Origin of the sequence: Roseburia sp. AM23-20 (genome assembly GCF_003470905.1) — a bacterium.
In the GTDB taxonomy this organism is placed as follows: Bacteria; Bacillota; Clostridia; order Lachnospirales; family Lachnospiraceae; genus Roseburia; species Roseburia rectibacter.
This window is the reverse complement of sequence record NZ_QRHS01000001.1, coordinates 63,441-87,764: the sequence shown is the minus strand read 5'-3', so window position 1 is coordinate 87,764 and position 24,324 is coordinate 63,441. Positions and strand designations below refer to the sequence as shown.

The window sequence follows — 24,324 nt, the reverse complement described above, 5'->3', positions numbered from 1 at the left end:
ATTTTATAAAATATGACGGTATGATACCACTCATAAATTATCAATAGTTACATTGTCTCATTCAACCACCGCATTTCTCCTGGTTCTAGTGTCAACCTTACGATAAAATCGCCATTGATATACAGATCTGTCTGACATTCTTTTCCTGAATTATTTATGACAGCTATTTTTTGCGTTTTCTGAAAAACAGTGACCTCAGTATCTACATTTGTTACGTAATATCGTTTCATCTCCTGTTCCATTCCCGCTGCATAATAGATTGCACGAAGCAGAATACGGCAGTTCTGAGGGGAATACGGCAGTCCTGCAAAGTAAACACCGTGACCTTTTCCGTATTGATTAACAACCAGCTGGCTGTATTCTCCATCCATTGCAAGAATCTGATAATGATCTCCCTGCGCATAAATGCGGGTCGTACCTTCTCCGAAATCAATATCCCCTTCAATATCTTCCAAGATAAAATGCTGCGGATTTTTCTCGTTATATTTATCTGTACTTAGTGAAAAACCCATCTCACGATCTACACCAAGCACATCCGCCAGCTGGAAAAATCTTCCCTGATGCTGATATGCTGTCGGTTCTCCTACTCCGATAAATCCACCACCTTCATCCACAAACTGTCTTAACGTTGTTACAACTGCTTCATCAATCCAATTTTCAGCTCCACTGAATGACGTATATGCATCTCCAACATTGATGATCACCCTGATATCTTTTGGGATTCCTTTTTTCACATCATCAAAAGAGATAAATTCTACATCAAACGGCATTCCACTCAGACATTCCAGCACTCCCTCTGCAGAATAAGTTTCTCTGTGCCATATTGCATGATGCACCTGGTTTGACATCCATTTTCGCAAACCTCCCCAACAGTTTAAAACTGCTACTTTAAATGGTGCAACATAAGATTTCGTCCCGTTCATATTTTCATGTATCTGTCTGAATTCCCCGACAACACTTTGAATCTCTTCTATAAATCCCGGCCATTCACTGGCCAATTTTAAATATCCGCCATATCCGATGCGGTCAAGCGGAGAACGTAAAATTGCCCTTCTCGCTTTCATCCAGTTGTCCTTTGCCTCCCCTATGGGATCTCCGCCTTCTCCAAACACGTCGGGGAAAAAATATGGCAAAAGCCTTCCTTCTGTATATTTAACCCCTTTTATATCTGAAATCATACGGAGTGTCACACCACTGCCAACAGAACCAACTACTGCATCCAGACCAATTTCTGCAAAATATTTTCCGTATGGTTCCGTCCCTATCCAATGATCTCCCAAAAACATCATCGCTTCTTTTCCATAGGAATGAACAATATCTACAAGTTCCTTGGCAAGCGCACAAACTTCCTGCTGCTGGAATTCAATAAAATCCTTAAACTCACGACTTGGCACACGGAACATGCTGTTGTGATATCCCTGATCCACAATAAATTCCGGTCTGAATTTATACCCTGCCCACTTTTCAAATTTCTCTAATATGTATGGACTTACACTTGCACTATATCCAAACCATTCTACAAATTTTTCACGTTTTTTATCATCAAAGGTAAGTGTAAACTGGTGAAAAAAAGTCGTAAATCTTACCACGTCGATCTGCGGGTTTTCTTCACACCAGCGTTTTAATTTTTCTTTTACGTACTTCTGGGTTTTCGGCTGCCGCACATCATATGTCAGTTGATGTGGTGTATCTTTCCAATCATTTGTAATAAAGTTATACATATGTACAGGATCCCATATTAAAAACGCCAGAAAACTTACCGTATATTCATGATAAGGAATGGTTTTTATTTCAACTTCTTCCCGTTCTTTTTTAAATTTCCAGTCATCGACAGAAACCACTTCACCCGTTGTGCGATCAATTACTTCCCACCATCTTTTGGGATCATCCAACGTATTGACTTTTAACTGCTGTGTATGAAATCCTTCCATCAATCTTATACATAGTTTTTCACTTCTTGCAGTTACACGATTGCTGATCAGGTATTCCTGTTGAATCTCTTCTGGATTTTGCTCGGCCCAGGCATTATCCTTTCTGGTCGTATAATACGTTGCATATTTCTTTACCGGCTCATTCAATAACGCATCCGGCATCTCCGTTCCGTCACAGTCACGCAATGCATCTGCTCCAAGAAGATTTTTCAATCGTATTGTTTCCTCGACAATGTCTGCATCGGTCGGCAATGTCAGTCTGCCTGTTTGTTTTGTCATTCCCGTCTTCTCCTTTCTTGTCTCATCACCTGATGTTTTAAGTATATCTGTCTGCATCAACTGCTTCAATTTTTATGTTGCTCTAATTTTTATATATCTTGCTTTATGCTCAATAAAATATTTGCATTTATCATAAATTACTGTATACTTGCAATAAGAAACCCTATTTAATTGCTATTTTATTCATCAGTTTCACAACATTATTTTAGTAATATTGCGGTTTTAATCTATAAGATATAAAATTTGATACAACAGGAAGATAATACAAATGAGTAATGAATTAATTAATTTTGAGTACAAAGGAGTACCCGATCCGGATTTTAAACTTCGTTATATTTCTATTTCTAAATACGAAGGGGATTGGCAAAGCCACCCTCACACCCATCAGTTTTCTGAACTTTTCTATGTTATCAGTGGAAAAGGTGTATTTTACATTGAAAATGATACGGTTTCTGTATGTGCAGACGATCTGATAATCATAAATCCACATATTGAACATACGGAAAAAACGATGTCAAACGATCCTATGACCTATATTGTATTTGGTGTAGAAGGGCTCGCTTTCTATTTTAATTCCCAAAACGCTGCTAACCCAAAAGGATACAGCTACTATAATTATGGTTCCGCCAAAACACACTTTATTAATTTTTCCCAGATTATGATAAAAGAATTTAATGCAAGAAAGCCAGGTTTTGAAGCAATCTGTCATGGTCTCCTACAGGTTTTGCTTGTTTATATTACACGCGAACAGCATCTTTCTGTCATATCTGATACCACTTTGCAAATATCAAAGGAATGTTTTGTTGCGAAAAAATATATTGATGCCAATTATGCAAAAAATATTACTTTAGATCTGCTCGCTGAAATCACCCATATCAACAAATTTTATTTATCACATTCTTTTACGGAGTATGTTGGAACATCCCCCATCAATTACCTGATGGAAACCAGACTCGCTGCAAGCAAAGAACTATTGCTCAGCTCCAGTCGCTCGATTGCAGAAGTTGCATCCAGCACAGGCTTTTCATCACAGTCGTATTTTTCGCAGATTTTCCGAAAGAATACAGGTATGTCACCCCTGCAATACCGTAAACTGAAACAAACAGATTCGAAAACCATGCAGGATGATTCCTATTATATTTGAAAATTTTATAGAAACATATAGACTTAATTGATCATTTCATGCACAAAATGATACACATTTTCTTTATTACGACAAAACTAAAAAAATCCGCCAAAGCCCCACTGCATAGAAATGCAGTCCCGGTCTTTGACGGATTTTCTTATTCATTTTATTTCTGGTTAATATAGTTGACCAGTCCCTCACAGTCAATAATTTTCTGCATGAACGGCGGGAACGCCTGGCCCTGATATGAGGTACCCTTTGTCACATCCGTGATCACTCCTGTGTCAAAGTTGACTTCCACTTCGTCTCCGGCTTCGATCTCTTTTGCTGCCTGCGGACATTCAATGATCGGTAGTCCGATGTTGATCGAATTGCGGTAAAAAATACGCGCAAATGTCTCTGCGATGACACAGCTCACACCAGCTGCCTTGATAGCGATCGGCGCATGCTCTCTGGATGAACCGCATCCAAAGTTTTTATTTGCCACCATGATATCTCCTGCTTTGACATTCTTTACGAAATCTTTATCGATATCTTCCATGCAATGCAATGCCAGTTCCTTCGGATCAGAAGAATTTAAGTATCTTGCCGGAATGATGACATCGGTATCTACGTTGTCTCCGTATTTGAATACATGACCTTTTGCTGCTTTCATGTTTACTCTCCTTTTTCTTAAACCTATGCTACTTCATCCGGTCCGGAAAGTTTTCCGGTGATCGCACTTGCTGCCGCTACTGCCGGGCTGGCAAGATAAATCTCAGACTCCACATGTCCCATTCTTCCTACGAAGTTACGATTTGTGGTGGAAACGCAGCGCTCATGCTCTGCAAGGATTCCCATATAACCACCAAGGCAAGGTCCGCAGGTCGGTGTGCTCACAACTGCACCAGCCTCAATAAAAATCTTAAGCAGTCCTTCTTCCATTGCATCGAGGTAGATCTTCTGTGTTGCCGGGATCACGATCACACGCAGTCCTTTTGCTACTTTTTTGCCTTTTAAGATAGAAGCTGCCACACGCAGATCATCCATCCTTCCGTTTGTACAGGAACCGATCACTACCTGGTCGATCTTGATATCGCCGACCTCGTCGATCGTCTTTGTGTTCTCCGGAAGGTGCGGGAATGCAACGGTAGGTTTTAAAGTACTGAGGTCGATCGTATAAGTCTCCTCGTACTCTGCATCCTCATCTGCCTCATAGACAACATATGGACGTTTGGAATGTGCTTCCATATATTCTTTTGCAAGATCATCTACCGGGAAAATACCATTTTTTCCGCCTGCTTCGATTGCCATGTTTGCGATCGTAAAACGGTCATCCATTGAAAGGTAAGAAATGCCATCTCCAACAAATTCCATTGATTTGTAGAGTGCACCATCCACACCGATCATTCCAATGATATGTAAAATGATGTCTTTTCCGCTGATCCATTTTGCCGGTTTGCCGGTCAGGACAAATTTGATCGCTGCCGGAACTTTAAACCATGCTTTTCCAGTCGCCATACCAGCCGCCATATCGGTACTGCCGACTCCGGTGGAAAATGCACCCAGCGCACCATAGGTACAGGTGTGGGAATCCGCACCGATAATGACATCGCCTGCCACGGTAAGACCTTTCTCCGGCAGCAGTGCATGCTCTATTCCCATCTCTCCTACATCAAAATAATTTGTAATATCATGCCGGCAGGCAAACTCTCTGACGCATTTGCAATGCTGTGCAGATTTGATATCTTTATTTGGCACAAAATGATCTAACACAAGTGCGATCTTATCCTTATCAAAGACACCGTCCACCTTCATTTTATCCATTTCATGAATCGCCACCGGTGAAGTAATGTCATTGCCTAAAACCAGATCCAAATCTGCCTCAATAAGCTGTCCGGCACTGACTGATGGAAGTCCTGCATGTGCTGCAAGGATTTTCTGTGTCATCGTCATCCCCATGGGTATATCCTCCTAAAAAATTAAAATCTGTGTCAGGAATGGTGTGTGCCCGTTCCTTTTTTGTGTGATGTGTGTGTAGAACAACACTCGCTGTCCTATCTGTATGTTATTCTAACACAGGTGTTACTATAATAAAAATACATATTAAATATATTTACCATAACTAAACTTCATGGTATAATGAGAAAAATTATCGATGTATCCAGTATCAGAAAGGAATTTTATCATGAACCAGAATTTATCATCTTACCGGATTTTTTATACCGTTGCAAATACCGGCAACATTTCAAAGGCTGCCAAAGAACTCTACATCAGCCAGCCTGCCATCAGTAAATCCATCCAGAAATTAGAGGAAAGTGTCGGCTGCAAGCTGTTTTCCAGAAGTTCCCGCGGTGTTGTCTTAACCGATGAGGGAAAACTGCTCTACGACCATGTGAGCAGCGCCTTTGAGACTTTAACCCTCGGTGAGGAAAAATTAAAACGCTCCATTGAACTCGGTGTCGGCCACTTAAAGATCGGCGTCAGCGCAACCCTCTGTAAATATCTGCTGCTCCCTTATCTGCAGGAGTTCATACGCCAGAACCCGCACGTCTCTATCTCCATCACCTGCCAGTCTACAAATGAGACACTTGAGCTGCTTGAAGACAATAAAATTGATATCGGTCTGGTAGGAAAACCGGATAATTTAAAAAATATCCATTTTGATTTTCTCGAGGAGATCGAAGATATCTTTGTCTGCACCAAAGACTATCTGCGGAATTTGCGCGCGCGCGGCGTCCACAAGGATCAGATTCTGACAAACTCAACACTGATGCTGCTCGATAAAAACAATATGACACGCCAGTATATCGACGACTATCTTTCCGACAACCAGATTCAGGTCAAAGAATCCATCGATATCTCCAGCATGGATCTTCTGATCGACTTTGCCCGTATCGGTGTCGGCGTTGCCTGCGTCATCAAAAGTTTTGTAAAAGAGGATCTCGCCTCCGGCGCCTTAGTGGAGATTCCGCTTGGCATCCCAATCCATAAGCGTGAGGTCGGTTTTGCCTATAAGACAACAACAAAACCTTCCAAAACACTCGCCGAATTTATCCGGTTTTATAAAAACTTTTAACAGATACAATATAATAGAATGCACGCTCCGCGAACATTCTATTATCATGAACTATACAGCCAGGTTGGCAAAGCGAATTGGCACAACAAACTCTACTTTTTCTCAAAACTATACAGCCATATTCGCAAAGCGAATTGGCGCAACAAACTTTACTTTTTCTCAAAACTATACAGCCAGTTGGCTTTTAAGAAGTAAATCAAAAAGATCACCGAACTGATTGACCAGGTCAATGGGTATGCCCAGAAGATGACCTGGATCTTCGGAATAAAATGCACAGTAACCGTGATGTATGTGATCCTTATGATGCACCAGGATGCAAGCATGACGAACATCGGCACGGCAGATTTTCCCGCACCGCGCATGATACCTGCAATGCAGTGGGAAAATGCTAGGAAACAATAGAAAAAAGCCTCTATATGTGCCTGTTTGGTTGCAAATTCAACGACCTGTGTTTCACTGTTGAACGCTGCAGCAAGCTGCGGTATCGTAAAAAATACGATCACACCAACCACTTCCGCAAGCAGTGTCGAACAGGTAATGCCAAAATACGCACCTTTTTTTGCTCTGTCGTACTGCCTCGCGCCAAGATTCTGTCCGATGAATGTTGTAAGTGACATAGCAAAACAGGTGATCGGCAGAAATGCAAAGCCTTCTATTTTTGAATAAACACCACATCCTGCAACCGCCATCACTCCAAATTTGTTAATATTCGTCTGTACAATAATATTTGCAAATGAAATGATGGAATTCTGCATACCGGACGGCAGTCCGATCCCTATGATCTGTCCTAACATTCCCTTATGAAAACGTATCTGCGAGATCTGCACCTGATAAACATCTTTGGTCCGCATCAGACGCATCATACATAAAAATGCACTGGAAAACTGTGAAATAATCGTTGCAAGTGCTGCAGCACCGACACCAAATCCTAACAATCCGACAAATAATAAATCCAGTATAATATTAACGATGGATGAAAAAATCAGATAATAAAGCGGATGTCTGCTGTCTCCGACTGCCTGCAAAATCCCCATCACGATATTGTACATAACAAAAGCGATCGATCCGGCAAAATATACCCTGAAGTATACAATAGAATTTGGCAGTACCGACTCCGGCGTTCCCATCAGAACAAGGATCTGGGGAGCTAGGATCATCCCGATCGCGGTCAGAATACAGCCGGACACCAGACCAAATGCAATATTGGTATGTACCGCTTTTTTCAATCCTTCATAATCTGCTGCTCCAAAATATTTCGAAATGACAACGCCGGCACCAACTGCAATTCCATTAAAAAAACCGACCATCAGAAATATCAGACTACCGGAAGAACTGACAGCTGCAAGAGCATCACTGCCAAGAAAATTACCGACGATCAGAGAATCGGCGGTATTATATAACTGCTGAAACAGGTTTCCTAAAAAGAGGGGGATTGCAAATGACACAATCCCCTTCCAGATGGAACCCTCTAATAAGTTTGTTCCTTTTTTCATCTTATTTCATTACAATATTGACAATTCTTCCCGGAACGTAAATCTCTTTTACAATGTTTCCAGTCAGCTTATCTGCAATTGATTCTTTTGCTTTTGCAATAACATCATCTTTTGCGTCATTTCTGCCGATTGCCAATGTTCCTTTCGTTTTTCCATTGATCTGTACTGCGATCTCAACCGTATTTTCAACTGTTTTTGCCTCGTCAAATTCCGGCCATTTCTGCTGGTATACATAACCTGTTCCGCCAATGATCTGCCAGAGTTCCTCTGTGATATGCGGAGCAACCGGGTTTAACAGAATTAAGAGTGTCTCATACTCGCCCTTAGTCACAGCATTTTTCTTATAGAACTCGTTAATCAAAGCCATCATTGCAGCGATCGCGGTATTGTATTTCAGATTCTCATAATCGCTGCTGACTTTCTTGATGGTCTGATGCATCTTTGTCTCAAGTTCTTTGGAATATCCGGTTTCATCTGTCATGATGTCCTGTAACTTCCATACACGCTCTAAGAAACGACGGCAGCCTTTTACACCATCCTCAGACCAGGATGCACTTAAATCAAATGCTCCGATAAACATTTCATATGTTCTTAATGTATCTGCACCATACTCTCTTACGATATCATCCGGATTTACGACATTTCCTCTGGATTTTGACATCTTCTCTCCGTTCTCACCAAGGATCATACCATGGGATGTACGTTTCTGGTAAGGCTCCGGACATGGAACTACTTTCTCATCATACAGGAATTTGTGCCAGAATCTGGAATATAACAGATGAAGTGTTGTATGCTCCATACCTCCATTGTACCAGTCAACCGGCATCCAGTATTTTAATGCTTCCGGACTTGCAAGCGCCTCATCATTATGCGGATCGGTATATCTTAAGAAATACCAGGAAGATCCAGCCCACTGCGGCATGGTATCTGTCTCTCTCTTTGCAGGACCACCACAGCAAGGACAGGTTGTATTTACCCAGTCTGTCATCGCAGCAAGTGGAGACTCTCCATTATCCGTCGGCATATAACTTTCTACCTCTGGAAGCATCAATGGCAGTTCACTCTCATCGATCGGCACATAACCACATTTATCACAGTGAACGATCGGAATCGGCTCACCCCAGTAACGCTGACGTGAGAATACCCAGTCTCTTAATTTATAGTTGGTCTTTGCTGTACCAATGCCTTTTTCCTCTAAAAATGCAATCATTTTTGCCTTTGCATCTTTTACTTCCAGTCCGTTTAAGAACTCAGAATTGATCAGAACACCGGTTGCAACATCTGTAAATGCCGCTTCGTTGATGTCAACTTCCTCACCATTTTTTGCAACAACCTGTACCATTGGAATATTGAACTTTTTGGCAAATTCCCAGTCTCTCTCATCATGTGCCGGTACTGCCATGATCGCGCCTGTTCCGTAAGACATTAATACATAATCGGAAATCCAGATCGGGATTTCTTTTCCGGTTACCGGATTGACTGCCATAAGACCGTCAATCTCCACACCCGTCTTATCTTTTGCAAGTTCTGAACGTTCAAAATCGGATTTCTTTGCAGCTTCCTCACGGTATGCAGCAATCGCATCCCAGTTCTTTAACTCGTCTTTATATTTATCAATGATCGGATGCTCCGGGGATACAACCATGTAAGTAGCACCAAATAATGTATCACAACGTGTCGTATAAACACGGAGTTTGTCCTCTTTTCCGGCGATCGCAAAATCTACCTCTGCACCCTGTGATTTACCGATCCAGTTTTTCTGGGAAACCTTGACACGCTCGATATAATCTACATCATTTAAGCCCTCTAACAGTTTCTCAGCATAATCAGTGATCTTTAACATCCACTCACTCTTTACTTTGCGGACAACCGGAGCACCACAACGCTCGCAGACACCGTTCACAACTTCCTCGTTTGCCAGGCCTACTTTACAGGAAGTACACCAGTTGATCGGCATCTCTTTTTTGTAAGCAAGTCCTGCTTTAAATAGTTTTAAGAAAATCCACTGTGTCCATTTGTAATAACTCGGATCTGTAGTGTTGATCTCTCTGTCCCAGTCGAATGAATAGCCTAAAGAATGAAGCTGCTCTTTGAAACGTTTTACATTGTTTTCAGTTACGATCTTCGGATGAATCTTATTTTTGATCGCATAGTTCTCAGTCGGAAGTCCGAATGCGTCCCATCCCATCGGATAAAGTACGTTATAGCCCTGCATTCTGCGCTTTCTTGCAACAATATCAAGTGCTGTATAAGGTCTCGGATGACCTACATGAAGTCCCTGTCCTGACGGATACGGAAATTCTACCAATGCGTAATATTTTGGTTTGCTGTAGTCGTCTGTCGCAGCAAAAGCCTTATTATCATCCCAGACTTTCTGCCATTTTTTCTCAACGACTTTGTGATTGTAAAGTTCTGACATATAATCCTCCTTGTTTTCCGAAGGAAAATGCGAGTTCTCTGACGAGCAGAGGATTTTCCTCCTTGTTTTGCGAAAAAAAACTTCGTCTCGGAAGATATTTTCAAATAAAAATATCTTTAGAGACGAAGTCTGTCTTACTCCGTGGTACCACTCTAATTCGTATTCTTATGATTTCATAGAAAATAAAAATACGCTCTTATGATCCTTAACGCGGACAACACGCTTTTGCTTACTCACTGTAACTGGCAGCTTGGGCAAAAGGACTCAAAGGTGAGTTGGGAATTTCACTTTACTGCCTCACAGCATCCGGCAGCTCTCTGAGAAAGCAAAAAATTCTTACTATTCCTTATCAAAGTCTGATGTATTTTATTCACAACATGATTTATTTTATCATATACCCTGTTTTTGTCAAGTATTGAAACAAAAAAGAGCCACCACAAACAGTAACTATGTGATGACTCTTTCAATCGATTCAAAATTAGTTGTTGATTAATTTATCTTCTTCATTGTTCCAGCTATACAGTTTACGGATCTCTTTACCAACCTGCTCTGATGGATGCTCTGCAGCTTTCTTTCTCATAGCTTTGAAGTGAACCTGACGTCCTGCCGGAGACATATCCAGTAAGAAGTCTTTTGCAAATGTACCATCCTGAATATCGGAAAGGATCTGTTTCATTGCCTTCTTTGTATCCTCTGTGATGATCTTCGGTCCTGTAATGTAATCACCATACTCTGCTGTGTTGGAGATAGAATATCTCATTCCCTCGAAACCTGACTGGTAGATTAAGTCTACGATCAGTTTCATCTCATGGATACACTCGAAGTATGCATTTCTTGGATCATAACCAGCTTCGCATAATGTCTCGAAACCTGCCTGCATTAATGCACAGACACCACCGCAAAGAACTGCCTGCTCACCAAAAAGGTCTGTCTCTGTCTCGGTACGGAATGTTGTCTCAAGAACACCGGCTCTTGCTCCACCGATACCAAGTGCATATGCTAATGCAAGATCCTGTGCTTTTCCTGTTGCATCCTGCTCAACAGCGATCAGACAAGGTGTTCCTTTTCCAGCCTGATACTCAGAACGTACTGTATGTCCCGGAGCTTTCGGAGCGATCATAGTAACATCTACATCCTTTGGAGGTACGATACATCCGAAATGGATATTGAAACCATGTGCAAACATTAACATATTGCCTGCCTCAAGGTTTGGCTCGATATCTTTTTTGTACATATCTGCCTGTTTTTCATCGTTGATCAGTATCATGATGATATCAGCTTTCTTTGCTGCCTCTGCTGTTGTATATACTTCAAATCCCTGCTTCTCAGCTTTTGCCCAGGATTTGCTTCCTTCATAAAGACCAATGATAACATGGCATCCGGAATCTTTTAAGTTCAATGCATGTGCATGTCCCTGACTGCCGTAGCCGATAATTGCGATCGTCTTTCCGTCTAAAAGTGAAAGGTTACAGTCTTCCTGATAAAATATTTTTGCTGCCATAATTAATTTCCTCCAGTTTTGGTTTCTTAATAAAAAATATGCATTTGCATATTCTTATCTGCTTATTTTGTTATAATGATACTCTTTTGCCGTCTTCGTCTAACATAACGACATCGGAAATGCCTCTCGACAATCCGGTCAGTCCGGTACGTGCAAGCTCTAATATCTCATATCCGGACAAAAGATCAAGGAAAGCATCTAACTTATCCTGATGTCCTGTCAGCTCGATCACCATCGAATCATGGGTCACATCTACAACTTTTCCATGAAAGATCTCCGTTACATTTAAGATTGGCTGGCGTTCTGTATCTTTCGCACGAATCTTAACCAAGATCAGTTCTCTTGTCACTGACGAGCCATTTTCAAGTTTTTTGATATCAACAACATCTTCCAACTTTGCAAGCTGTTTCTCAATCTGCTCTAAGATCTGCTCATCACCGGTCGCAACGATCGTAATCCTTGTATATCTCGGATCTGCGGTCACACCGGAAGAAAAACTGTCAATGTTGTAACCTCTTCTGCTGAAAAGTCCTGAAATATGACTTGTCACACCCGGGTTATTCTCCACTAATAGAGATAATACCTGTTTTCTCATTCTGCATCTCCAATAGTTTAATACTTTAATCACACATCACACTAAAGCTATGATATCACATCGAAATTTTTTGTCAATAAACAATTTTTTTGTCCAGTCAAAAACATAGTCTCATTTTCAGATAAATTTTGCGGTAATGATCCATATAACCGCAGCAGCAACAAACCAGACACCAATCTGTCTGATCCGCTTTTCGGCATTCAGATCACCCCTCTGGTCTTTTCTTGTACATACTCCTGGCACGATTGCCATAAGAAGTCCTGTAAAAAGTAATACCATCCGAATCAATAACATTTTTTACTCCCTATATCTTATATCACAAAACTTTAGATTGCAGTGCACGTCCGAAAAATCAATGATTTTCCGGACTGACGGGCATTTGCCCTATCACATGAAAATAAAGCAAAAAAATGTCTGCAAGCAGCCATTTTTTGCTTTACTTTCATGTGGCACTGCTCATTGCTTACTCATATCATAATCTCTGTATTTTCTTTGCTCTTCTCAATGATATGGTTCAATTTGCGGAACGGTATCGCTACAAGAAGTCCAATGACCAGTGAAATAACCAGATAAATTGCAAGTTTTCCGACATAGATCCAGTAATTCATCTGATAGATTCCGCCAATTGTCTCTCTCATGGCATTCATTCCATATGGGAACGGCAGGTATTTATAAAGCGACTGGTAAACCTGCGGCAGCGTCTCAATCGGGAATGTTCCACCCGCACCGGCTACCTGAATAACCATGACAACAATCGCAAGTGCCTCACCGACATTTCCAAATGCAACCGTGAGTGAATAGATAAACAGTGTGAAAACAAAACTGCTGACTGCGGCAGCAACCCAGAATAAAAACGGATTATGACACTGTATCCTTACATAAAACAGATCTCCAAGTACTGTGATCAGCGTCTGCACCTGCCCTACCAGGAAAAAGAGAATATAACGCCCGAAATATGCCTGGTATGGTTTGATATCTGTGATTCCTTCTTCCGGTTCTACTTTTACATGAATGATCGCCACCAGGATCAGAGCCCCTACCCACAGTGCCAGTATCGTATAAAATGGAGCCATGGCAGATCCATAATTTTCAATCTCATAAATTCCAACCGTATCAAGGTTTACCGGAGATGAGATAAAGTTTCCAAGCTGCTGCGGATCTGTCTCGAGTATCTCCATAAACTGTTTGTACTGTTCATCCTGACGCAGTGTCGTAAAATCTGTGATGATCTGCGTAAGTTTATTAAATAATTCCTGTGCCATTTCCAGTGATTCATACAAATCTGCACTTCCGTTTGCAAGTGTATCTTCGTATTTTGAAAGTACTTTTTCCACATCACCAAAATCTGCATTGATACCATTTAAAATCGATGTTGTCGCAATCATGGAATTCTGCATTGCATTCATTGTAGAGTCAAGTTGCGGTTTTACAGAATACTCAAATGCATGCTTCAATGCATCCAGCGCTGTCTTACAGTTTTCGATCTCTGTTGTTATCTGACTCTTTAAGGTACTGATATCTTCCGCTGTTGCAGTTCCATTTTCTGCAAGTCCGTTCAGTTCAAGTTCGATCATCTTTAACCTGTCACGGACATTCTGAATCTGCATCCTCGTTTCATCATCAGCTGTGCCCTCCCAGCTCGAAACTGAATCATTAAACATTTTTTCCAGATAAGGTACCACGGATATTGTTGCATTCAGTCCGTTTCCTGCTGCATCCTCGTATTTTTGCAGTTTTTCCATGTCATTTAACACAACCATTGACACATTGTTTAAGCTGTTCTCAACCAGATCAAAACTGTATGTAACCATCTGCGTCACCGTATCTGTCGTCGCATTTCCGGCAAGGATCAGACTTTCCATGCTGTTTACTGTATCCTGACCGGTGGAAACCATTGAATCAAGTCCCGGAAGCATGACCTGACTGGTCGCAACAATACTCTGTGCAGAATTTAAAATACTTGCAAATGAATTCAGGATATTAATGTAACTCTGCAGATCACCACTTACGTCATTCAGCCGTTGCGTAATCGTATCTGCAAGAGAACCTCCGTCAACATCCGTCCCTGCAACTGCATCCCCAACCTGCATCATTGCCTCTGCAAGTGTGCTCACAAAACTTGAATTCACCTGTTCCTGAACCGAAGTTTTTGCTTTTGATGTAATTTTAGGAGCTATTGCATTTTTCTTTTCATTTTCGTAATAGATGATGTCCGGATGTTCAATCTGCCCGCCAAGAAAACTGATCATTTCCTCAGTAAAGTCGTCCGGGATAACAAGAGCTGCATAATATTCGCCACTGTAAACGCCATCTACCGCCTCATCAGATGTGTCGGTAAATACCCAGCCCATAGCTTTGTTTTCCTGTAACGCTTCGACAACAGATGAACCAATGTTGACAGAAATACCAGCCACACTCACACCTTCATCTTCGGATACCACTGCAACTTTCAGGTTTGAAGTTGCACTTGGTCCGTATGGATCCCAGTTTGAAAGTATATTAAACCATGCATAAAGGCATGGAATCACACAAAGTCCCATGATAACCACAACAGCAACCACGTTCTGAAAGATCCTTTTCATATCGGAGATAAAGATTTTAAATATATTTTTCATTCCGTTTTCTCCTCGTTCTCTGCTATCTTCTGAATCTCTGCCTCAGAATTAAACTTTTCGTCCAATTTCTGAATGGCATTTTTAATATTTTCCTCAACTTCATCAAGCTGTTTTCCCATAAGAACATCCACAGATTTATCCTCTTCATCCCGCAGCTCATTTAATTTTTCCTGCAGGTTATAATCTACATACTCGACAAGGATCAGATAAGTTGCAAGTGCAAATAATGATACGATCCATAAGATCAGGAAAACTACCTTGTTACTGTCTGTCCAGAATAAAAGGATCAAAAATATAGGCGGAATGATTGCAATACATTTAAGACCGATCTTGATCCGTTTTTGATTCTGTAAATGGATATTCTGTTCGTACGCAACGAGTTTTCCGTACATTTCCTCGTATCTGCTTTTTTCTTCCATTCTTTTTTCTCCAATTCTGCTATCTATAACAAAATTATTTTTCGTTATGCTTCTGTTACATCATTTTTGTATCTTCCATTCGTTTTTCCACAAAATGATTCAGTTTCACAAATGGAATACGGATCACCAGTCCGATCAAGAGACCTACGACGGCAAAGATCATCAATTCTGACAGATTCTTCATATAGTCGCTGCCATACATACCACCGATCGTTTCACGCATCGCATTGATTGCATACGGGAACGGGAAAAATATGTATATATTCCGGTAAACCGCCGGCAAAAGTTCAATTGGGAATGTTCCTCCTGAACCCGCGATCTGGATTACCATGATCACAACCGCAAGGGCTTTTCCCACATCACCAAACGAAAGTGCAAGGGAATAGATCAGTAATGTAAACGTAACACTGGCAAGTGAAGCAACCAGCCAGAACCATCCCGGATACAAAATCTGACAGTGCAGGATATAGATATCTCCTAATACTATGATCAGCGCCTGTAACTGTCCCATCACAAAAAACAACAGATATCTTCCGAAAAAGAGCTGATATGATTTTACATTCTCTAAATCTTTTGGTTCTGCTTTTACCTTGATCAGGGCAACAAGGATTGTTCCTCCAACCCAGATTGCAAGAATTGAGTAAAACGGTGTCATTGCTGAACCATAATTTGGAATCGGATAAACTTCCTCCGTTGTAACCAGCACCGGCTGTGAGAAGAATTCTCCATAGCCTTCCGGGTCACCCTTCATAAACTCGATAAACGCCTGTACCTTTTCGTCATCCTCAACCGAATTCAGACGTTCTAACAATTTCGTTAATTTTTCACTTACCCCGTCAATAACAGTCTGAATCTGCTCTAAACTGTCATTTGCACCTGTCACAGTTGTCTCAATTCCGGAAAATACAGAATTCATATCTCCTAAAGTGTCATCTAATCTGGTCAGAATATCTGATACATTATTTAACATCTGACTCATACTGTCGATCACATTATTTAACTGTGGGACAAGACTTGTCGTATACATCTCCTGCATATTTGCGATTGCCTGGGAACAGGTAGTTAAAACCTGTGTCATATCCGACAAAGACTGATTGATCGCATCTGCAACCATACTTCCTGACACCTGCGTATTGATCGCATCCGTCTGGGAATCTCCTGAAAATCCCATTGCGATCTGGTTAATGCTGCTGATTGCCTTCTCAATATCCGTTGCGCCACCATTGATCGACTCTATCGTCTCAATGATCTTCTGAATGACAGCACGGTCATCATCCGACACGCTCTCCTCAACAATCACCTTTTTTAAATGTTCCTGCAGACGGTTCAGTTCCCGTTGCAATTCCACTGCGTCCAATGCCGCCTGATTCAGACTGTCCGCCGTCTGCTGTGCATCTCCTGCAAGATTCGTTGCATTAATGCTGTCCCGAATCCTGTTCATAGAGTCATTGATACTTGTCATTGTCTGATTTACATTTTCACTGAACGAATTTAATGACGTTTTTGTATCATCCAGACTGCTTCTTGCCGTACCAAAACTCTTTGCGCCATCTGATACTTTATTACTGAGACCCGGAATACTGCCTTTTGCCTCTGCAACTGCCTGTGAAAGTTCTCCGTTGCCGGCAATAAATGTGTCGATCATCTTACTGTACCCGATCAGATTTTCATTCAGGTTCTCTAGTTTACTCTGAAAATAGGCAAACTTATCATTTTCTTCCATCTGTTCTGAAATATGATTTGTCTGCTCAAATATATTGCTTGCAAGCACTTCTATAAACTGTTCATTGATACTCTGTTTTAAGGTTGATACTGCAGAATCCGTGATCTTTGTTGCTACGGCATTCTTTTTTTCGTTCTCATAATAAGAAATAGTCGGCCCCTTAAAATCTTCCCGGAACACGTTATACATACTATATGTAAAATCAGAACTGATGATGACTGCCGCATAATATTCGCCACTATAGACGCCTTCTAAAGCCGCATCTTTCGTGTCTGTAAATACCCATCCGATCTTATCATTTTCCTTTAAGCTCTCAATGACCGAATCACCCATATTCACAGTGGTTCCATCATCCATCTGATATCCTGCATCTTCCGTAGCTACCGCAATTTTGATATTTTTTGTATTCGCATACGGATCCCAGTTCGAGTAAATATTAAACCATGCATATAGCGATGGTATGATACAAAGACCTATTGCGATTATCAGTGCAAAAGGATTGCGCACCAGTCTCTTCATATCCCCGCTAAAAATATGCCATATATTTTTCATGCCTCACAAGCTCCTTAACTTTTCCATATTCTTCTTCAATAGCGCAAAAGTCCCTATTATCGGGAAATTATACCATCCGGAATATCGATTGTCAAATTTACCGCTCTTATCCCTTCACTCTGCATCTTTAAATATTTCACCGTCTATTTCAAAAATAAATTGCAGGGGAACTTCCGTTCTATCCTCAAATATAAGTCTGTGATGACAGGTATCTATTTTCCGCACTCTGCCACAGTGTGTAACATAGGCCCCGCCGTCTTTCTTTTCATCCGGCACAAAATAAGTAAGCGTAATCTCCGGTTTTTCCGTAAAATGTTCCAGTAAACAGCGCATTTTTTCATCAAGCTGTTCTTTTTTATCCTCATCAAGTTCTAAAAAATCTTCTGTCCGTCTTGCCGTCTCACGGATTGAATCCTCATGTCCTGTCAGTGCTGCAAAAGGAGAAAATTGCGCTGCTCTGTCTAACAATGCCATCTGCGGATGTTTTACAGAAACATGGTGTGGCAGATGGATGATATCATCATATTTGTGTGTTTCTTTTTCTTTAAACAGATTTTGTTCCCTCATGCTTTGTGTCCCCCGATCTGCCTGTTACGTTCTATGCTTGTAGCGCCTTCCTGAAGATTCATCCCCTTTAACATGGCATTTTTCCCATATTTCTTTTTTACACTGAGAACTGCCTCCTGAAGTTTTCTCTCTTTTTCCATTTTTTCCTTTTCCGCCTGCTTTTTTTCTTCTAATGCCGCATAATCCGTAAACAGATCCAACTGTTCAAATGTATCATCCTGTCTTGCTGAAGTTTCATCCGACAGCCTGCAGGCGACAACATAAATCCGGCGGATCAGAAGATCTGGATCTACGATACGGTCATATAACTCCATAACAGCATCCATAATCTGTTTGGTCGATGAAGTCCGGCTTTTCAGATTGATCGTACCGTGAGCGTGTTTTGGCACTTTTCTTCCATAACGGTCAATGGTCACTTCCCCATGATATGCATTTTTACGCTTCGGATCAGTCAGATTATCGATATCATAACCGATGGTAAGTACCATCTGATCTGTAACCAGATGTTTGTCCACAAGATCCAGTACAAGCAGATCCGTCATTTCCCGGACGATCAGCTTTCCCTTTTCAAATTCATATGGACACTGTAATACCTGCCCGGAACTAATGCTGTTTGTCTCCGGCTTGTACGCCTTGATCAGATCGATCGTGGTCGGCTCATACCCCCATGCATGATCGATCAGAAGTTCTGCATTGATGCCAAACATCCTGTATAGCAGATCTTCGTTATAAAAATCCTGTTCCCTCCCCAATGAACAGCGGGCAACATCTCCCATTGTATACAGTCCTGCCGCCTCTAATTTTTTCCGGTATCCACCGCCAACCCTCCAGAAATCTGTCAGCGGTCTGTGATCCCACAGCAGCCGGCGGTAACTCATCTCATCAAGCTCTGCGATCCGCACTCCATTTGCATCCGGTGTCACATGTTTTGCAACAACATCCATCGCAACCTTGCACAGATAAAGATTCGTACCGATACCGGCGGTTGCCGTAACACCGGTTTCTTTTAAAACATCCTGAATCATTTTCTCTGCAAGCTCCCTTGCACTCATCTGATATGTTTTCAGATAATGCGTTACATCCATAAATACTTCATCCACGGAATAAACATGCATATCTTCCGGTGCTACATATTTTAAATAAATATCATAGATCCGGTTACTTTCTTCCATATAAAGCGCCATGCGCGGTGGTGCTGTAATATAAGTCAGTTCCAGTGCCGGATTATTTTTCAGTTCCTTGTCATCTGCTGATTTTCCTGTAAACATTCCACCGGCAATCCGGCTTCTCCGCTCCTTATTGACCTGTTTTACTTTCTGCACCACTTCAAATAATCTTGCACGTCCCGGAATACCGTATGCCTTTAATGACGGTGATACCGCAAGGCAGATCGTTTTCTCCGTTCTGCTCTCGTCTGCCACGACAAGATTTGTCGTCAGCGGATCATATCCTAATTTTACACATTCTACAGATGCATAAAAAGATTTCAGATCGATTGCAATATAAATATGGGATGAATCATTCATGTCCGGACGCCGCCTCTCTTTCTGCTTCTGGTTATAGATATTATTATAGCAGAAAATATGTTCGATTATCACCCTGTTTTGGAAAAAATTGAAAATATCGGACTATATTAAAATAATGGTACTGATTCTAATAAATCATCCAAAAATAGCCACCTGGATAGTTAGTCCAAATGGCTTATAAAAAATATATCACTTTAATCTATAGATAATCTTTTTCTACAAAATACCCCTCTTCGAAACGTCCTATCAGGCTTTAAAACTGTCTTCTTCCTGCATTCCCTTTTCAAAATACTCTTCTGCTATCATTTTAAATTTATAAAAAACATCATAATACACTGTTGTTATCTTTTCAAAATTTTCTCTTGCAACTGCACCATCATAATCATGAGCAAGCAGATTTCTTGTTCTCAACATTTGCAGCCAAACATCATCATCAATCAATTTGTTTGAAAATGCCGCCTGTAAATTCGCTCTTGGCGATCCAAGCGCTATATCATTAATACCCAATACTTTGACTAAAATATCCTTCATCACTTTCCATGATAAATCAAATGTTAAATTATAATTTTGAGCAGTACCTTCTAACACAAAATCAGCATCCGGGTCTGCTGTTTTACTTTTTTTTAAATTATTCAAACTTCTGCAAAAATTTTTATATCTGTTAATATATTTGTTTTCCATACTTTGCGATATCCTCCAAAAGATACTGGTTTCGAATTGTTTTATATTCCAAAATATCTATCTTACGTAAAGTTTCTATTTTTTCTAGATCCTGTTCAAGTTTATCCATATCCACATCACCATAAACTACAAAATCAATATCACTATATGGAGTTGCTGTATCTGTTGCGAATGAACCTATAAGAACCAATTTTTTTACACCATTTTTTTTACATATTTCTGCAACTTTTGTAATTAATATATTTACGGGCATTACATTCATGATTCTAAACTAACCCTCCCGTTTCTCAAAACATTTAGAATTCTGATAAAAGTATAAATCATATTCAAATAAATTTATACAGAAAAAGAAACGGGATTCTTGCAAATACAAAAATCTCGTTTCTTTCTATGCTTTAAATTTATCTTAGAACTTACCAGCCTTATGAGCTTCCTCAACGGAAACTGCAACAGCAACTGTAGCACCAACCATAGGGTTGTTACCCATTCCGATCAGACCCATCATCTCAACGTGAGCCGGTACGGAAGAAGAACCTGCGAACTGTGCATCAGAGTGCATACGTCCCATGGTATCTGTCATACCGTAGGAAGCAGGACCTGCTGCCATGTTGTCCGGGTGAAGTGTACGTCCTGTACCACCGCCGGAAGCAACTGAGAAGTATTTCTTACCCTGCTCGATACATTCTTTTTTGTATGTACCTGCAACCGGATGCTGGAAACGTGTTGGGTTTGTAGAGTTACCAGTGATGGAAACACCTACGTTCTCATGATGCATGATCGCAACACCTTCCTGAACGTCATCTGCACCATAGCATTTTACAGTTGCACGAAGTCCGTTAGAATATGCTTTCTCATATACAACATTTAATTTTGCAGCTTTGTAATCATACTGTGTTTCAACAAATGTAAATCCGTTGATACGGGAGATGATCTGTGCAGCATCTTTTCCAAGTCCGTTTAAGATAACACGTAATGGTTTCTGACGTACTTTGTTTGCTTTCTCAGCGATACCGATCGCACCCTCAGCAGCTGCGAATGACTCATGTCCTGCTAAGAAGCAGAAGCACTCTGTCTCTTCCTCTAATAACATTTTACCAAGGTTACCATGTCCAAGACCTACTTTTCTGTGGTCTGCAACAGAACCCGGAATACAGAATGCCTGAAGTCCCTCACCGATTGCTGCAGCAGCATCAGCAGCTCTTGTACATCCTTTTTTGATTGCGATTGCAGCACCTACAGTGTAAGCCCAGCAAGCGTTCTCAAAACAGATTGGCTGGATTTTCTTTACCTGATCATATACATCAAGTCCAGCATCTTTTGTAATTTTTTCAGCTTCTTCAATAGAGCTGATACCATAGCTGTTTAACACAGCGTTGATCTGGTCAATTCTTCTTTCATATCCTTCAAATAATGCCATTTTCGTCCGTCTCCTTTCCTACTCTTCTCTCGGGTCGATGATTTTAACAGCATCTGCCACACGGCCGTACTGTCCTTTTGCTTTTTCCCATGCAGTGTTAGGATCATCGCCTTTTTTAATGAAGTCAGTCATTTTTCCAAGAGAAACGAACTGATATCCGATAACTTCGTTATTCTCATCAAGAGCAATACCGGTTACATAACCTTCTGCCATCTCTAAGTAACGAACACCTTTCTCTTTGGTAGCGTACATTGTACCAACCTGGGAACGAAGTCCTTTACCTAAATCCTCAAGACCAGCACCGATTGCAAGACCGTCATCAGAGAATGCACTCTGTGTACGACCATAAACGATCTGTAAGAATAACTCTCTCATTGCTGTATTGATTGCATCACAAACAAGGTCTGTGTTTAATGCTTCAAGAATTGTTTTGCCCTGTAATACCTCTGCTGCCATAGCTGCGGAATGTGTCATACCAGAGCATCCGATTGTCTCAACTAAAGCTTCTTCGATTACACCATTTTTTACATTTAATGAAAGCTTGCAGGCACCCTGCTGAGGAGCACACCAGCCAACACCGTGTGTAAAACCTGAAATATCTTCAATTTTTTTAGAATGAACCCATTTGCCTTCTTCCGGAATTGGAGCTGGTTCATGTTTTGCGCCCTTTGCTACAGGACACATGTTTTCGACTTCCTTAGTGTAAATCATTTTAAGACTCCTTTCACTTAATAGAACTGTATGTATCAGACTTTGTTATACATTTAACATACCTTACTTATTTTCGCACATTTTGTTGAAATCTACAAGTCCTAATCGAAAAAAATTATCTTTATTCCGTGTATTTGTTTTTATACACTAGTCAAAGTAATTTAACTCCGAAAAAACTTCCGTGCCGGGTCTGCCGACGTTGCTGACATTTTCACCATCCACATGGATGTACCCTTCTGTTCCGTCTTTTGCACGCACATAGATCCATTCCTTTGCATCAGAGCTGATAAAGAACACATCCTGCCCGGACGAAACCGTTACCTGTTCCGAATTCTGATCCATAGCTTTCCACAACGGAAGATCCACATATAATCTGTGCGGTGTGAAATACTTGTATTGATGCATACCGCCATCCATATATTCCAGTTTCCGTGCATTGCTGTCATACCACCAGTATCCATTAAGATATGCGGTTTCAAGAATATCTGTACGGATTGTTCCATTGATTCCGTTTTGCCCGGTAAAACCATTGATTCCGCCATTCTGCTCCTTAAAAGGGAAACCATCCACTTCCCCGATAAACGCCAGCGCACTTCCGTCATACCGGTAAAAATAAGTCGCATAATCGGCACTTGGTCCATCGTCTAATACCGCGATTTCCAGAGAATTATCATATTCATCCATGTCTGTAACATAAAAGCTTTCCGTTTCTGGTGTCACCATAGCTGCATATTCACACAGTTCATATGCTGTTCCATTAACCGTAAGGACACAGGAATAACCTGAATAATCACTACTCTCTTTCACATCATAACGGATCTCTTCTTCGCTGCCATCTCCATTAAGATCCACCATAATATTCTGTCCTGTTTTATATTCTTTCGGATACGGATGCTCCTGTTCATATGCTGTTTCAGCTTCCTGTATTACCTTTAAGTTGTCTTTTTCTGTCTGGCTCAGCACAGATTCATCAAATGCATCTGCTTCTTCACTTTTTTCATACCAGGAACATGCATTAAAATAACTCTGCAGATATTCATTGGTAAAACCCCGTCCATGTCTTGCATAGATTTCATTGCGTGCTAACCATAAATCATTGTCCGACATATTGATAAGACTGTCTGCCGAAATTGTCTGTGTCATACTGACCGGAATGATATACTGGTCAGCATCTTTGTGCAGGTTCTGTGTATCAATGACCGCATTCTGTACTACCGTATCTGACTGCTGCATCATCCCTTGATATTCATTTAAAGTATCCTCATTTTCCACATCGCAGCTCACATCCGTAGGCCTCACAACCTCATATAACACTCCATCATCGGTATATCCTAAAATACTTACACCGGCAGCATCCGGATACCATTCCGTGTCTTTGGTAATTCCAAAAAGAAACCCCGTCCCACTTTCTTTCTCATAGGATTTTTTCTGAAAAACAGAAAAACCGGTATCATCTTCTAAAATTACATACTTATCTTCCCAGCTCTCCGGGAACTGCAGCGTGATCTCTTTCCAGATATATTTTTCTTCGGCTGCTTCCATTTTTTCAGACGCACTGCTGTCTATTTCGGATTCTGTTTCATCTGTATCTGAAATTCCTGCTGTTTTCTGCTCATTGCTGTTTATTTTATTTTGTGCCATATCTGGCTCACCACACCCTGCTGTAAAAAGCAAAAGTGCGGCTGTAAACAACCACACTTTATTTTTCATA

General features: G+C 40.9%; 20 protein-coding genes and 1 other annotated feature. Of the genes, 2 read left to right on the top strand and 18 right to left on the bottom strand.

Annotated elements, in window-relative coordinates; all coding sequences use genetic code 11:
- Positions 1–47 precede the first annotated feature (47 nt).
- Complete coding sequence (gene gnpA, locus DW650_RS00395) at positions 48–2,210, bottom strand: 1,3-beta-galactosyl-N-acetylhexosamine phosphorylase (RefSeq protein WP_118209026.1); 2,163 nt, start codon at positions 2,208–2,210, stop codon at positions 48–50.
- Positions 2,211–2,478: 268 nt separating this feature from the next.
- Here gnpA and DW650_RS00390 point away from each other — a divergent pair, with 268 nt between their 5' ends.
- A complete protein-coding gene (locus DW650_RS00390; RefSeq protein ID WP_006858760.1) occupies positions 2,479–3,354 on the top strand; it encodes a helix-turn-helix domain-containing protein in 876 nt (291 codons plus the stop codon).
- Between the two features lie 148 nt (positions 3,355–3,502).
- On the opposite strand, the gene leuD is transcribed toward DW650_RS00390, so the two are convergent.
- A complete protein-coding gene (gene leuD / locus DW650_RS00385) occupies positions 3,503–3,991 on the bottom strand; it encodes a 3-isopropylmalate dehydratase small subunit (protein ID WP_118208795.1) in 489 nt (162 codons plus the stop codon).
- A 23-nt stretch (positions 3,992–4,014) separates the two neighbouring features.
- A complete protein-coding gene (gene leuC, locus DW650_RS00380; protein WP_117918919.1) occupies positions 4,015–5,277 on the bottom strand; it encodes a 3-isopropylmalate dehydratase large subunit in 1,263 nt (420 codons plus the stop codon).
- Between the two features lie 226 nt (positions 5,278–5,503).
- Here leuC and DW650_RS00375 point away from each other — a divergent pair, with 226 nt between their 5' ends.
- The gene (locus DW650_RS00375; protein ID WP_199654165.1) at positions 5,504–6,394 is read left to right on the top strand and encodes a LysR family transcriptional regulator; all 891 of its coding nucleotides are present in this window, start codon (positions 5,504–5,506) and stop codon (positions 6,392–6,394) included.
- Positions 6,395–6,543: 149 nt separating this feature from the next.
- On the opposite strand, the gene DW650_RS00370 is transcribed toward DW650_RS00375, so the two are convergent.
- The 15 genes from DW650_RS00370 to DW650_RS00300 form a co-directional block, all read right to left on the bottom strand.
- On the bottom strand, positions 6,544–7,887 hold the full coding sequence (locus tag DW650_RS00370; RefSeq protein ID WP_118208793.1) for an MATE family efflux transporter: 1,344 nt from the start codon (positions 7,885–7,887) through the stop codon (positions 6,544–6,546).
- 1 nt (position 7,888) lies between these two features.
- Positions 7,889–10,306 (bottom strand): leucine--tRNA ligase, encoded by a 2,418-nt coding sequence (leuS, locus tag DW650_RS00365; protein ID WP_022112728.1) that lies wholly within the window; start codon positions 10,304–10,306, stop codon positions 7,889–7,891.
- A 115-nt stretch (positions 10,307–10,421) separates the two neighbouring features.
- Positions 10,422–10,668, bottom strand: a binding site (T-box leader).
- Between the two features lie 116 nt (positions 10,669–10,784).
- Positions 10,785–11,807 carry a ketol-acid reductoisomerase gene (gene ilvC / locus DW650_RS00360; RefSeq protein WP_117918928.1) on the bottom strand — a complete coding sequence of 341 codons (1,023 nt, stop codon included), beginning with the start codon at positions 11,805–11,807 and terminating at the stop codon, positions 10,785–10,787.
- Between the two features lie 70 nt (positions 11,808–11,877).
- Entirely contained in the window at positions 11,878–12,402 is a 525-nt protein-coding gene (ilvN, locus tag DW650_RS00355; RefSeq protein ID WP_006858753.1) for an acetolactate synthase small subunit, read from the bottom strand.
- A 117-nt stretch (positions 12,403–12,519) separates the two neighbouring features.
- On the bottom strand, positions 12,520–12,696 hold the full coding sequence (locus DW650_RS00350; RefSeq protein WP_241070681.1) for a permease: 177 nt from the start codon (positions 12,694–12,696) through the stop codon (positions 12,520–12,522).
- A gap of 173 nt (positions 12,697–12,869) precedes the next feature.
- Complete coding sequence (locus DW650_RS00345; RefSeq protein WP_118208792.1) at positions 12,870–15,017, bottom strand: YhgE/Pip domain-containing protein; 2,148 nt, start codon at positions 15,015–15,017, stop codon at positions 12,870–12,872.
- Entirely contained in the window at positions 15,014–15,436 is a 423-nt protein-coding gene (locus DW650_RS00340) for a hypothetical protein (protein WP_117918932.1), read from the bottom strand. The genes DW650_RS00345 and DW650_RS00340 overlap by 4 nt, the downstream gene beginning before the upstream one ends.
- 55 nt (positions 15,437–15,491) lie before the next feature.
- Positions 15,492–17,711, bottom strand: a complete 2,220-nt coding sequence (locus DW650_RS00335; protein WP_118208791.1) for a YhgE/Pip domain-containing protein — start codon at positions 17,709–17,711, stop codon at positions 15,492–15,494.
- Positions 17,712–17,825: 114 nt separating this feature from the next.
- Positions 17,826–18,278 carry a hypothetical protein gene (locus tag DW650_RS00330; protein ID WP_117918936.1) on the bottom strand — a complete coding sequence of 151 codons (453 nt, stop codon included), beginning with the start codon at positions 18,276–18,278 and terminating at the stop codon, positions 17,826–17,828.
- Positions 18,275–19,804 carry a Y-family DNA polymerase gene (locus DW650_RS00325; RefSeq protein WP_118208790.1) on the bottom strand — a complete coding sequence of 510 codons (1,530 nt, stop codon included), beginning with the start codon at positions 19,802–19,804 and terminating at the stop codon, positions 18,275–18,277. Before DW650_RS00325 ends, DW650_RS00330 begins: the two co-directional genes overlap by 4 nt.
- Positions 19,805–20,050: 246 nt before the next feature.
- Positions 20,051–20,485 (bottom strand): HI0074 family nucleotidyltransferase substrate-binding subunit, encoded by a 435-nt coding sequence (locus DW650_RS00320; protein WP_118208789.1) that lies wholly within the window; start codon positions 20,483–20,485, stop codon positions 20,051–20,053.
- A complete protein-coding gene (locus DW650_RS00315; protein ID WP_117918942.1) occupies positions 20,466–20,747 on the bottom strand; it encodes a nucleotidyltransferase family protein in 282 nt (93 codons plus the stop codon). Before DW650_RS00315 ends, DW650_RS00320 begins: the two co-directional genes overlap by 20 nt.
- Positions 20,748–20,891: 144 nt before the next feature.
- Entirely contained in the window at positions 20,892–21,902 is a 1,011-nt protein-coding gene (locus DW650_RS00310) for a GGGtGRT protein (protein WP_006858744.1), read from the bottom strand.
- An 18-nt stretch (positions 21,903–21,920) separates the two neighbouring features.
- Positions 21,921–22,613, bottom strand: a complete 693-nt coding sequence (locus tag DW650_RS00305) for an iron-sulfur cluster assembly scaffold protein (protein ID WP_006858743.1) — start codon at positions 22,611–22,613, stop codon at positions 21,921–21,923.
- 147 nt (positions 22,614–22,760) lie between these two features.
- The gene (locus DW650_RS00300) at positions 22,761–24,323 is read right to left on the bottom strand and encodes a YARHG domain-containing protein (protein WP_118208788.1); all 1,563 of its coding nucleotides are present in this window, start codon (positions 24,321–24,323) and stop codon (positions 22,761–22,763) included.
- Between the last annotated feature and the right edge of the window lies 1 nt (position 24,324).

Bases quoted from the DNA above. Each gene is read 5' to 3' on its own strand.
- gnpA (WP_118209026.1), bottom strand. From the start codon at position 2,210: ATGACAAAACAAACAGGCAGACTGACATTGCCGACCGATGCAGACATT.
- DW650_RS00390 (WP_006858760.1), top strand. From the start codon at position 2,479: ATGAGTAATGAATTAATTAATTTTGAGTACAAAGGAGTACCCGATCCG.
- leuD (WP_118208795.1), bottom strand. From the start codon at position 3,991: ATGAAAGCAGCAAAAGGTCATGTATTCAAATACGGAGACAACGTAGAT.
- leuC (WP_117918919.1), bottom strand. From the start codon at position 5,277: ATGGGGATGACGATGACACAGAAAATCCTTGCAGCACATGCAGGACTT.
- DW650_RS00375 (WP_199654165.1), top strand. From the start codon at position 5,504: ATGAACCAGAATTTATCATCTTACCGGATTTTTTATACCGTTGCAAAT.
- DW650_RS00370 (WP_118208793.1), bottom strand. From the start codon at position 7,887: ATGAAAAAAGGAACAAACTTATTAGAGGGTTCCATCTGGAAGGGGATT.
- leuS (WP_022112728.1), bottom strand. From the start codon at position 10,306: ATGTCAGAACTTTACAATCACAAAGTCGTTGAGAAAAAATGGCAGAAA.
- ilvC (WP_117918928.1), bottom strand. From the start codon at position 11,807: ATGGCAGCAAAAATATTTTATCAGGAAGACTGTAACCTTTCACTTTTA.
- ilvN (WP_006858753.1), bottom strand. From the start codon at position 12,402: ATGAGAAAACAGGTATTATCTCTATTAGTGGAGAATAACCCGGGTGTG.
- DW650_RS00350 (WP_241070681.1), bottom strand. From the start codon at position 12,696: ATGTTATTGATTCGGATGGTATTACTTTTTACAGGACTTCTTATGGCA.
- DW650_RS00345 (WP_118208792.1), bottom strand. From the start codon at position 15,017: ATGAAAAATATATTTAAAATCTTTATCTCCGATATGAAAAGGATCTTT.
- DW650_RS00340 (WP_117918932.1), bottom strand. From the start codon at position 15,436: ATGGAAGAAAAAAGCAGATACGAGGAAATGTACGGAAAACTCGTTGCG.
- DW650_RS00335 (WP_118208791.1), bottom strand. From the start codon at position 17,711: ATGAAAAATATATGGCATATTTTTAGCGGGGATATGAAGAGACTGGTG.
- DW650_RS00330 (WP_117918936.1), bottom strand. From the start codon at position 18,278: ATGAGGGAACAAAATCTGTTTAAAGAAAAAGAAACACACAAATATGAT.
- DW650_RS00325 (WP_118208790.1), bottom strand. From the start codon at position 19,804: ATGAATGATTCATCCCATATTTATATTGCAATCGATCTGAAATCTTTT.
- DW650_RS00320 (WP_118208789.1), bottom strand. From the start codon at position 20,485: ATGGAAAACAAATATATTAACAGATATAAAAATTTTTGCAGAAGTTTG.
- DW650_RS00315 (WP_117918942.1), bottom strand. From the start codon at position 20,747: ATGAATGTAATGCCCGTAAATATATTAATTACAAAAGTTGCAGAAATA.
- DW650_RS00310 (WP_006858744.1), bottom strand. From the start codon at position 21,902: ATGGCATTATTTGAAGGATATGAAAGAAGAATTGACCAGATCAACGCT.
- DW650_RS00305 (WP_006858743.1), bottom strand. From the start codon at position 22,613: ATGATTTACACTAAGGAAGTCGAAAACATGTGTCCTGTAGCAAAGGGC.
- DW650_RS00300 (WP_118208788.1), bottom strand. From the start codon at position 24,323: ATGAAAAATAAAGTGTGGTTGTTTACAGCCGCACTTTTGCTTTTTACA.